General features: G+C 37.6%; 11 protein-coding genes. 8 read left to right on the top strand and 3 right to left on the bottom strand.

The window, feature by feature from the left end; genetic code table 11:
- From M028_RS33740 to M028_RS0125940, 7 genes are all read left to right on the top strand, one after another.
- Positions 1 to 496: hypothetical protein (locus M028_RS33740; protein ID WP_231510896.1), on the top strand; the 496-nt coding region annotated here is incomplete at its 5' end.
- Between the two features lie 60 nt (positions 497 to 556).
- On the top strand, positions 557 to 760 hold the full coding sequence (locus M028_RS33735) for a hypothetical protein (RefSeq protein ID WP_026576455.1): 204 nt from the start codon (positions 557 to 559) through the stop codon (positions 758 to 760).
- A gap of 12 nt (positions 761 to 772) precedes the next feature.
- On the top strand, positions 773 to 958 hold the full coding sequence (locus M028_RS33730; RefSeq protein ID WP_231510895.1) for a hypothetical protein: 186 nt from the start codon (positions 773 to 775) through the stop codon (positions 956 to 958).
- A 411-nt stretch (positions 959 to 1369) separates the two neighbouring features.
- Positions 1370 to 2728, top strand: a complete 1359-nt coding sequence (locus tag M028_RS0125955; RefSeq protein ID WP_155925801.1) for an arsenic transporter — start codon at positions 1370 to 1372, stop codon at positions 2726 to 2728.
- Positions 2729 to 3097: 369 nt separating this feature from the next.
- Positions 3098 to 3820, top strand: coding sequence for an amino acid ABC transporter ATP-binding protein (locus tag M028_RS0125950; RefSeq protein ID WP_026576453.1), 723 nt, complete (start codon positions 3098 to 3100; stop codon positions 3818 to 3820).
- A 21-nt stretch (positions 3821 to 3841) separates the two neighbouring features.
- On the top strand, positions 3842 to 4621 hold the full coding sequence (locus M028_RS0125945; protein WP_026576452.1) for an ABC transporter substrate-binding protein: 780 nt from the start codon (positions 3842 to 3844) through the stop codon (positions 4619 to 4621).
- Positions 4622 to 4682: 61 nt separating this feature from the next.
- The gene (locus tag M028_RS0125940) at positions 4683 to 5330 is read left to right on the top strand and encodes an amino acid ABC transporter permease (protein WP_026576451.1); all 648 of its coding nucleotides are present in this window, start codon (positions 4683 to 4685) and stop codon (positions 5328 to 5330) included.
- A 50-nt stretch (positions 5331 to 5380) separates the two neighbouring features.
- Here the strand turns inward: M028_RS0125940 and M028_RS31100 are convergent, their stop codons facing one another.
- Complete coding sequence (locus M028_RS31100; protein WP_051591248.1) at positions 5381 to 7207, bottom strand: LTA synthase family protein; 1827 nt, start codon at positions 7205 to 7207, stop codon at positions 5381 to 5383.
- A 187-nt stretch (positions 7208 to 7394) separates the two neighbouring features.
- On the opposite strand from M028_RS31100, the gene M028_RS0125930 reads away from it, so the two are divergent.
- Positions 7395 to 8780, top strand: coding sequence for a glycosyltransferase family 2 protein (locus M028_RS0125930; RefSeq protein WP_026576450.1), 1386 nt, complete (start codon positions 7395 to 7397; stop codon positions 8778 to 8780).
- A 687-nt stretch (positions 8781 to 9467) separates the two neighbouring features.
- Here the strand turns inward: M028_RS0125930 and M028_RS0125925 are convergent.
- Together M028_RS0125925 and hemQ are read right to left on the bottom strand one after the other, a co-directional pair.
- Positions 9468 to 10814, bottom strand: a complete 1347-nt coding sequence (locus tag M028_RS0125925) for a D-serine ammonia-lyase (RefSeq protein WP_026576449.1) — start codon at positions 10812 to 10814, stop codon at positions 9468 to 9470.
- Positions 10815 to 10920: 106 nt separating this feature from the next.
- A complete protein-coding gene (gene hemQ, locus M028_RS0125920; protein WP_026576448.1) occupies positions 10921 to 11664 on the bottom strand; it encodes a hydrogen peroxide-dependent heme synthase in 744 nt (247 codons plus the stop codon).
- Positions 11665 to 11891 lie beyond the last annotated feature (227 nt).

Raw genomic sequence — 11891 nt, 5'->3', positions numbered from 1 at the left:
AGCGGTTCCAGTGGTAGTTCGGGAAGCAGCGGTTCCAGTGGTAGTTCCGGAAGCAGCGGTTCCAGTGGTAGTTCGGGAAGCAGCGGTTCCAGTGGAAGTAGCGGAAGCAGCGGTTCCAGTGGAAGTAGCGGAAGCAGCGGTTCCAGTGGTAGTTCCGGAAGCAGCGGTTCCAGCGGTAGTTCCGGAAGCAGCGGTTCCAGTGGTAGTTCGGGAAGCAGCGGTTCCAGCGGTAGTCACGGCAGTAGCGGCTCTAGCGGTAGTAGTGGAAGCAGCGGATCTAGTGGCAGTCATGGAAGTAGTGGATGTAGCTGCGGTAGTTCTGGTTCATGTGGTTCGTGCGGCAGCAGCGGATCCGGTGGCAGTCATGGAAGTATTGGATGTAGCTGCGGTAGTTCTGGTTCAAGCGGTAGTAGCGGCAGTAGCGGATCCAGCGGCAGTTCCGGTAGTAGCGGTAGCAGCGGTTCCAGTGGAAGCAAAGGAAGTCGTGGACCATTAGGAAAACGTCACCGTTCAGGTTCCTCAGGAAGCAGCGGCAGTTCCGGAAGCAGGGGTAGCAGTGGATCACGTGGAAGTTCCGGAAGTTCGGGAAGTAAAGGAAGCCACGGCTCTAGCGGTAGTTCGGGAAGTAGCGGTTCCAGCGGCAGTTCCGGCAGCTGGGGCAGTAGCGGATCAAGTGGACGAAAAAGCTCAAGCGGAAAAAAAGGCAGTTCAAATGGAGACAAAGGTTCTAAAGGTAACCGCCGCAAGCATACCAGTATAAGCAGCGGGTCAAGTGGCAGTAAGGGGAAGCATGAATCTGCCGGAAGTAAAGGCTCAAACACCAACCCAGGAGGCCATACATCTAGCGGAAGTAATGGCAGCACGGGCAACTGTTCCTGTGAAGATAATAATCATGGTTCAAGTGGTAGCACGGGTGACCATGATTCTGAGAAAAAGTCGAAATATCGGGGAAGTATAGGTAACAGCCAAAATAGAAGAGTATTCCGAGGGAGTCTTGGTTCGCTAGAAAAAAAAAGTAAAAAACGATAATTAAATAGGATTATAGAACAAATTGGAACCTTATCGTTTCAATGATCCAGAAAATTTAATTAAAAATTGTACCGGTACATTCAACTGTACCGGTTTTTTTATTTTTACTAAAAGTCTGGGCCGAGGCACGTCAAAACCTTTCCGTGCCTAACGGATAAAAAGTGGGTAAAAATCTAGAAAATATTTGTAGGGTTTTTGCTGAATTATCAATAATTCGAGATATTCGTTTAGTTCAAGCCTCCAAAATTTACGTATGATAAATCAAAGGACAAGGGGTGAACGAAACGCAAAATAGATAGGTTTTATCAGAAGTTTGACATCAAGGGAGTGAAAAATTTACATGTATTCGTTGTCGACGGTAATCATCACCATCTTATCATTTATCCTTACCATGGTTTTGATATTTCTCCGTCCTAAAAACATGAACGAGGCAATCCCTGCATCAATCGGAGCCATTATAGTTTTCCTTAGCGGAAGTGTTTCGCCCGGGGATTTACTGGATATTAGTTCAAAAGTAACAGGAGCAGCCATAACCATCATCGCTACAATTGTCATGGCCATAGTGCTTGAAAGTTTCGGATTTTTCAAGTGGACTGCTGCTCTCATGTTAAAAGTTTCAAAGGGATCGGGAATTCGACTATTTTGGTATACGTTGTTGCTTTGCTTTTTAATGACTCTATTCTTTAATAATGATGGAAGTATTTTAATTACTACACCTATTTTAATTTTAATTTTAAAAAATCTTGGTTTAAAGAGTCGTCAAAAAATTCCATACCTTCTAAGTGGCGCCTTAATTGCAACCGCCTCCAGTGCACCGATCGGTGTTAGTAATATCGTAAACCTGATTGCCCTAAAAATTATCGGTATGGACCTTTATTTACAAACGGAGATGATGTTTGTACCAGGGGTGATCGGTCTACTCTTTTTAGCCTATTTATTGTATTTAGTCTTTAAAAAAGATATACCAAAAGAAATTCGCTTCCATTCCTATTCGATTCCACTCCAGAAAAACCGCCGCTACCATCCACTCCAAAAAAGTAATGACAGTTTATTTCAACAACAAAAGAAACTCATGATTTATATGCTGTTATTTGTGTTTTTGGTTCGAATTAGTTTATTTGTTGCTTCCTTCATGGGAATATCCGTATCATTAGTTGCCGTTTTAGGTTCGTTAGTTTTATTAATTTGGCGATGGATTTATCTTAAGATTAATCCCAAAGATGTAGCCGGCAAGATTCCATGGCATATCTTAATCTTTGCCTTCAGTATGTATGTGATCATATTTGGTCTCCATAATATTGGTCTAACGGATTACTTACTCGCACATTTAAAGCCAATTGTGAATGATAGCCTGTTCCATGCGAGTATTACCATGGGGATTATTACTGCAGTGTTATCGAACATATTTAATAACCATCCTGCGTTAATGGTTGCTACTTTAACCTTAACAGAAATGGGACTAGACCCACTCTTATTAAAAACCGTATACTTATCTAATATTATTGGCAGTGATATTGGTTCCCTCATTCTGCCAATCGGTACTTTAGCTACGTTAATATGGATGCATATTTTAAAGAAAAATCATATCCCAATTGCATGGAAGGATTACATGAAAGTCACCTTAATCGTGATTCCACTTACCATGATTTTTACCCTCATTTCTTTATACCTCTGGCTTTTACTAGTATTTGTAAATTAAATAATTCCAGGATCCTTCATTGATGGATCCTTTTTTTGTTAAGGAATTAAATCATCAAGGATATATTATTGGAGAAATTTTTAATCTTCTTTATACAAAATGTATAAATTTTAAGAAAAAAACTATACTCCTTGTCTAATAGATGCACTTTTTTTCTTTTGATATAATATTTGAAGAGAATGAAAATTCTGAATGTTAATCTAGAATGAATTCACACACAATTTAAAATAATACTATACTAGGAAAAATTGTGTGATTTAAGGTAATAATACTTTTGTAGTTTTATAGGAAGGCCTTAAAGGATTGCTATTCCTTAAATCGCAATTCCAAGTAAACCTTAAAATTTATATACACCAAAAGGAGGTAGACATGATACAAGTTAAAAACCTTGTAAAAGCATTCGGCTCTAATACTGTGTTGGATGGAATTGATTTAACCGTAGAAGAAAGAGAAGTTGTTGTCTTAATTGGTGCCAGTGGTTCAGGTAAAAGTACACTCCTTCGATGCCTTAATTTCCTTGAATTGTATGACCAAGGGGAGATCACCCTGCTTGGAAAAAGGGTTGTTCCAAATGAGACAAATTTGAATAATATCCGGGCAGAAGTAGGGATGGTATTTCAACATTTTAACCTTTTTCCGCATAAGAACGTTCTGGAAAATATTATGGAAGCCCCTTTATTTGTAAAGAAAGTGGACAAGCAGCAAGCAAAAGAAAAAGCTCTTGTTTTGCTCGAAAAAGTAGGTTTAAAGGACAAAGCTCAAGCATATCCAAGGAATTTATCAGGAGGGCAAAAACAAAGAGTAGCTATAGCCCGTGCTTTAGCAATGGAACCTCGTATTATGCTCTTTGATGAGCCGACATCAGCGTTGGATCCCGAACTTGTCGGTGAAGTTCTTCAAGTCATGAAGCAACTCGCTAAAGAAGGGATGACGATGATTGTAGTGACCCATGAAATGGGCTTTGCTCGTGAGGTTGCCGACCGAGTTGTATTTATGGGAAATGGCAAAATTCTAGAAGAAGGTCCACCAAATGAATTCTTTCTTAATCCAAAGCATGAAAAAGCTAAACAGTTTTTAAATAGTATTTTATAAAAAATAATGAGGAGGATTATCATGAAAAAGAAATGGGGAATGGGTCTATTTATCGGAGTTATTATTGCTGCTTTCATGCTCTCAGCCTGCAGTAATAAAACAAGTACTGACTCAACAAAGAAAAAAGAATTCCATTACGCGATGAGTGGATTGTACAAACCTTTTAATTTCAAAGAAAATGGCAAATTACAAGGCTTCGATGTAGAAATCGGACAAGCGCTTGCTAAGAAAATGGGAATGAAACCTGTTCCTGTCACAAATCCTTGGGAAACCCTCATACAGGGACTGCAAGCAAAAAAATATGACGCAATTATTGGCAGTATGACAGTAACAGACGAAAGAAAAAAATCAGTTGATTTTACTGACACGTATTATCGTTCAGGAGCACAAATGTTTGTATCTGAAAATAACAATAGCATTCATTCAGATTCTGATTTAAAAGGAAAGAAGATTGGTGTTGTCAAAGCAAGTACCTATAAGGACCTGGCATTAACCTATACCGATAAAAAGAATGTTGTAGAATATGACAGTGATATTACTGCGCTTATGGATCTACCGACAGGCAGATTAGATGCGGTGATTACCGATCAAATGGTTGGCTTTCCAATTATCAAAGCAGGTTCAATTAAAATAAAAGATATTGGAGAACCGTTAACTCATGATGACCAAGCCATTGCTGTACGCAAAGAAGATAAGGAATTAAAGGAAAAACTTAATAAGGCTTTAAAGGAAATCATAAAAGATGGAACCTATGAAAAAATTAGCGATAAATGGTTTGGACGTAATATCTTAGGAGAATAAGAGCAGTGTAAGGGTGTGGATTGAATCGCACCCTTTTCAATAAGATAGGAAGGTGATTATTATTTTTGATATTTTTTTAAACACCTTTGATGTTTTTCCAAAAGCAGCCTTTCTAACCTTGAGGTTAACCATTACATCGTTATTAATTGGAAGTATCATCGGACTAATTTTTGCATTTTTTAGAATATCTACAAATAAATGGTTAAATAAATTTGCAACTCTATATATCGGATTAATTCGAGGAACTCCTTTAATTGTACAAATTGCTATCCTATATTTCGGAATTGCTTCGGTTGTTACACTTTCGCAATTTTGGGCTGGGGCCTTAGCGTTAGCCATTCATAACGGGGCCTATATTGCTGAAATATTTCGAGGTGCCATTCAATCTGTTGATAGCGGTCAAATGGAAGCAGGACGTTCTCTAGGCATGAGTTATCCCCTTACCATGAGGAGGATTATTTTACCGCAAGCATTTAAATTTTCCATCCCGCCGCTTGGAAATCAATTTATCATTGGGTTAAAAGATTCTTCTTTAGTAGCCTATGTGGGAATGTCGGATTTATGGGGTTCTGGGTTAAGTGAAGCAGCAGCCAATTACCAACAGCTGCAAACATATATAGTTGTTGGATTTTACTATTTGGTCCTAGTTTTAATTTTTACCTTCCTATTAAGAAAAATGGAGAATCGTATGAGTCTAGATATCAAATAGAATGCAAAAAAGGACGGAGGGGGAAGTCTCTGTCCTTTTTTGTTCTCAAGTCATTTCAGTTTTGGCAGTGATTTAACATATTGATCTGAGAGTTTCATGTATTCGATGATCTTTTTTTCTTCCTCTATGGCACGATTCGGTGCCGTCCTTTCTTTTCGTCCGTTCATACTTAAAATTTTCCCCTGATCATTGGTTTTACCAGGAGAAAAACGATAAGACTGGTTCACAAATGTTCCCGTCGGGGCATAAAAGCGAATTCCGATTTGATTCTTACTTGCATTAAGCAAATCATTTCCAAAAACAATTTGTTTACTAATATTGAGGCCCAAAAGATTCGCAACGGTTGGATAAATATCTACCAGACCACCAACAGTAGGAATCTTCTTCGCTTTTTCCACTGATGGAACCTTCACAATTAAAGGAATATTTAAATGGTCTAAAACAGAATCATATTTTCTCCCGAAAATTTGCTGAACTAATTGTTTATCCTGTTCACTTTTCATTTGCAGTCCTTGATGGTCACCATAAATGACGATTACGGAGTCCTTATAAAGACCTTCTCGCTTCAAATCCTCGACAAATTTTCCGAAAGCATAATCCGCATAGCTAACCGATTTAATATAGGAGCCTACGAAGGAATTGTCATATTCCTTTGGTAATTGAACCGTATCGGGCTGTTTCGAATCAGGAAGCTTAAAGGGAAAATGACTGGATAATGCGATAATATTTGCGTAAAATTTTTCTCCATTTCGATTGAATCCCGCTAATTTTTCGATGACTTTTTTGTACATAACTTCATCTGACACACCATAAGAAATGATATCGTCTGTACCAAAATACTTTTTGTCGTAAAATTCATTGAAACCTAATGACTGATAGAGCTGATTTCGATTCCAAAAAGAAACACTATTGGCATGAAAGGTAGCGGTATGGTAGCCATTTCTCTCAAGCATTTTAGGAAGACTTGGCACTGCTTTTCCTTCAATTGCAGTAGACATCGGCACATCTCCTAAAGGATAGATCGATGTATTGGTAATAAATTCGGCATCTGATGTATTACCTTTTCCCACTTGGGAGTAAAAATGCGGAAAATAATAGGAGCTCTTTACTAGCTTATTTAAATTAGGAGTTACCTCCTTGCCATTTATTTTTAAGTTAATAAAAAAGTTTTGTACCGATTCTAATTGAACAATAATTAGATTTTTATCCTTTGCAATCCCATGAAGTCTCCTAGTACCAGTATCCGACCTATGCCAATTATTTTGTAAAGATTCTGCGCTTATGTCTTTATTTGAAAAAATAGAATGGATTTCACTTGCCGCCTCGGAAAATTGATAGCCCATAATTCCTAATTTTTCATATTTACTTAATTCATTTAAGATTTTAGATGAAGAAAATAGGCTTGTACCGGTAAAAAATAATAAAAAGGCAATGGTTAACCCGAAAAGTTTTGGCCCTAGTTGTAATTGACTAAATGGTAAAATACGCTTAAGTTTTGGCCAAAAACAAAGCAAAATAAAATCGAAAAATAACCATATATATTGGAGTTTGAATAGTGCAACAATACTGTCAGAAATTTCTCCAACCTGATCAATCTCTCCTAAAGATTTATACGTAAAAATGGTGTTATAGTAATCAAAATAGAGTAGGGTAGTTAAGCAAAGTACTGAATAGCCAAAGTTCAGGATCAAAAGCAAAATACTTGAAACCCTGTTTCGAATAGAAGACACTGTAATAATAAATAAGGACAAAAAAGCCATTTCTGTTAAAAAACCAACAATATTTAGCTCATCCATAATCGAATACTTTACATAAAGTGATTTTAATAATAACGATAAAAACACAAATAGTCCGAGTTGAGAAGTTCTTTCTTTCATCCTGCACCTGCCAGTATCATTTTTAATTGTTCCTTTTCTATCCTTGCCAAAATCATATACCGGATATAACCCCAGAATCGAAAAACCAGTTTTAGTTTTAAAACCTTCCGTTTTAAAAGCGCTCTTTATGGATACCCTTATTGAAAAGGGGTAACAGACACACACCCCATTAAAGCTGAGGTGTACTATGTTTATCATTTTAGTGGCAATTTGTTTAGTGCTGACGGTTGGATATGGTGTTTTTACACATGGCTGGAGTCAAGCTTCGGAGTTCGGGATTTACCTTTTTTTATTAGCCGTGCAGGCCATATCTCTATTTTTTGTCGGCTATCAAACCTTTATGAGTTATGCAGGACTTCGAAAATTTAAAAAGACGGTCATCAAGGAGCCTAAAAATAGCTTTGCAGTCCTTGTTGCAGCACACAATGAAGAAAATGTAATCAGCCAAATTTGTGAGAATTTAAAGAATTTAAACTATCCGAAAGACTTATATGATGTATATGTTATTTGTGATAATTGCTCAGACGGCACAGCATCTGCGGTCCGTGCTACAGGTGTGAAGGCGATGGAAAGACATGATCTGACTCGCAAGGGAAAAGGCTTTGGGCTTGAGTGGATGTTCGAACGCTTATGGGAGATTGAAGAGGACGGAACCTCCTATGATGCAGTGGTCATGTTTGATGCCGATAACCTGGTCGGAAGGGATTTTTTACAGATTATTAACTCCAAGCTGATGGAAGGACATGATGTCGTTCAAGCCTACTTGGATTCTAAAAATCCTGAAGACACATGGGTAACTAAATCCTATTCATTTGCGTACTGGTCAACGAATCGAATTTATCAATTGGTCAGGGAGAATTTAGGTTTGACTGCCCAATTAGGCGGGACAGGAGTTACGGTTACCACCAAAGTTTTAAAAGAGATTGGCTGGGGGGCCACTTCCTTAACAGAAGATCTTGAATTTACGCAAAGATATATTTTAAAAACAGGAAAAAGAGTCGCTTGGGCTCACGATGCAAAACTATATGATGAAAAGCCGCTTGGCTTTAAGCAATCATTTAGACAGAGAATCCGCTGGATGCAGGGACATTTTGACTGTATGACAAGATATACACTCCCATTACTAATCGAAGGGTTAAAAAAACGAAAGTTCATGCTTATTGATTCTGCAATCTACTTAGTGATGCCTTCCCGCTCTATTTTGGCATTAATCTTGATAATTGCCGGTTTTCTTTCGTATACAGGGGTATATGAGGTTGATGGCTTTTTAGGAGATGTTGTCGATAAGTCGATCATCTTTGATGGGTGGATTTACGGGACCTTTATTGCGGCCTATTTATCCTTGCCAATCCTTGCAATGATTTTAGAGAAAAAAGGGAAAAAACTTCACTGGTTTTTTGTTTCCTATATTTTTGGACTCTCCTGGATTCCTGTTACGATTTTAGGGTTTCTAAAAAAGAATCAGAGAGAATGGAACCATACCGTTCATACTCGTGCTGTAGCCATCGAGGAATTAGAGTTAGAACCGGAAGAAGAAACAGAAACAGCCTATCAAGCATCACCGACAAAATGATAAAAAACATTGGGTATGGATACTCAAGGGTTCCGTTAAGGGGTGCATCCTGATTAAAAGGCACAAGAATTGACGTATGAATTGGCATACGTCTTTTTCTTTATTTATCAAGGTTTCTACGAAATTTCATTAACATTGACATAGCAATAATGGACAATAAGTATTGTACCATTAAAAAATAAGGTCAAAACTTCTGTCATTTGCAGCACCGTTTATAGGTTGGGGGATTAGGTTAAGCACCCATCAGATAAATAGACGGAACAATTTCGCTTAATTAGAAATATTGATAAAAAAAGCTTTAAATAGAGGAAGATTTTTCGTCTATTTACTCGAAAAACTTGAAAATGGGGGATTTTTCTTTGCTTAATCGGAAAATCTTCCCTTATTTACTCCGAAATGAGCTCCATTCTACATTTAACAGAAAAATCTTCGCTTATGTTTTACTTTTGCTAGTTACTAGATTAGGACGAGACATCTTTTTTAAAAAGGAGTGGGTTTTACCCAAAAATTTAAGGGAACCTCAATCGGATACATTCCGATAACGTTTTTGTATTCCTAATAAATAAACTCGCCAACTATGGCGAGTTTAACTATTTAATTTACCAATCGAATGTAGTTTCTGTACGTTTTTTAAGAAAAGCACCTCAAAACGAAACCCTATAGTATGGTAGCCTAATTTTTTAAAAATTAATTTTTAGACGATCGTTCAAGCCCTTTTTGATAGTAAACCTCAAGCATTTCTTGCGGTACCATACTTCCGCCAGTTGCCCATACAATATGGGATGCATTTTTCATCTTATCCTTTAAATTGTGTTTCGTGAGATAAGCAGAACCTTTTTTAAATAATTGGATCGGACCCGCCATACCTGCTAATGCGGAAGGTTCTAAGTAAATTTCTTCTTGGTCCACTAATTCTTTTAAAAGCTGGTAAAGCTGCTCATCACTGATGGTATAACAGCCACTTAAAAAAGGCTCCATGGTTTTCCCAACAAAACCGGAGGGCCTGCCAACAGCCAACCCATCGGCATCTGTACAATTATCAATCCCTATATCCTGAACAGAAATTTTATCGTGAAGTTCGGTTACCAACCCAAGCAACATACAAGGGGAGTGTGTGGGCTCGGCAAAGAAACAATGGACATGATCCCCAAACAATTGTTTTAATCCAAAGGCTACACCGCCAGGGCCGCCACCAACACCGCATGGCAGGTAAACAAATAGCGGATGATTTTCATCTACCCTTACCGCTAAATCCTCTAGTTGTTTTTTTAAACGAGAGGCAGCAACAGCATATCCTAAAAATAAATCATGGGAATTTTCATCATCGATGAAATAACAGTTCGGATCAGATTCTGCCTGAAATCTTCCTTCTTCAACTGCTTTACTATAATCTGCCTCATATTCAATTACGTTAACATTTTTGCTGCGCAGAAGTTCTTTTTTCCATTGTTTCGCATCGGCTGACATATGAACCGTAACATGAAATCCTAGTTTTGCGCTAATAATGCCAATACTAAGACCTAAATTTCCGGTTGAGCCAACTGCGATGGAAAAACCTGAGAAAAAGGTGCGAAACTGATCACTGTCAATGATAGAATAGTCATCCTCTAGTTTTAATAATCCATGCTCAATTGCCAATTTCTCCGCATGCTTTAAAACCTCATAAATTCCACCTCGTGCTTTAATCGATCCGGAAATTGGAAGGTGGCTGTCACATTTTAACCATAATTCTCCTTCAATCGATTCCTGGTTGGCTTGTTCTAGGTATTGTTTCATCGAAGGAATCTTCACTAAAGAAGACTCAATAATACCATCTGTTGCGTTCGTTTCAGGGAAAACCTTTGCAATGTATGGTGCAAATCGTTTTAATCTTTCCTCTGCATCACGAATATCATCCTTGGTTAACAGGGCTTTTTCAATCCCTTTTTTACCGGTTTCAAGATGAGGATTGACCCAAAAAACTTCATCCAATGCTATTAAATTTTGTAGCAGTGGATGTTGAGCGATTAGTGTTTTTTTGTCAAGGTTATTCATAAAATTTACCTCCACTTGTATTTCTGGGATAAATTTAGTTTAACACATCAGAAATAGATAACTGGCTAGAAAAGAGAAAAAAAGAGGGCGGGTAACCGTCTTTTTCCTATATTTGAAAGAATTGATTGATTTGATCTTGTCTTAAAAGATTACCGATATAGAAGGAACCGAAAATCCCGTAAACAGCGCTGACCTCATCAAATCTTGTTTCATAGATTAATTTTTTAAATTGTAGGGCATCATCACAAAATAGGGAAACGCCCCATTCATAGTCATCAAGTCCAACGGAACCTGTTACTATCCGTTTCACTTGCTCCGAATACGGTTTTCCTGTATCAATATGTTCAAACATTAACCGTTTCCGTTCCTCCATAGGAAGCATAAACCAGTTCGTTTTTTCACCGCGAAGTTTACTCATTGGATAAAAGCAAATATATTCTGTTTTTGGGATTGAAGGATAAAGTTTTGCCCTCATATCAGGATCTTCAAATGGATTAGCCGCCATATGCGAGTAACTGCTTTTTTCGATAACGGAAACATAGGAATAAGCAGGTTTGGTGTAATCTGAGAGCAATGTTTTATTAAATTCTGTTTTCACTTCAATTATTTCTTTCATTGTAGGACGGAGAATCATAAACATTAGGTCGGCCTTTTGTCCTGCAACCGTATAAACAGTATGGCTGCCTTGTTTATTTTCCTCGACCAATTCCCATTTACTTAAAAGAACCTTAAATTCACTTAATGCCTGTTCGCGCTGTGCTTCAGTTGCAGCCTTCCATTTTGGCCAATCAATATTCCGGAAATCATGTAAACTATACCAACCCTCAATGGTTTTCATTGCTTGATTCATTATTATCACTCCAAAATAGGTTTCAATCTCTCTAATACAAATGATAATCATTTTCATTGTATTTTGATGTGATTTAAATCACATTTTAAAAAGCTTGTTGTGCAATGCGTTTCATTATGAGAAGAAAATGGTATAACCCTATAAAAATTTATCTATTTTTTAGTCATTTATTGATTTTTGGCGGGAGGATATTCTGTAGACACTTAACAAATTGCCCATTTTACGAT

The sequence above is a fragment of the Bacillus sp. UNC438CL73TsuS30 genome (genome assembly GCF_000482325.1).
Lineage (GTDB): Bacteria > Bacillota > Bacilli > Bacillales > Cytobacillaceae > Neobacillus.
This window is presented reverse-complemented; position numbering and strand designations above follow the sequence as displayed.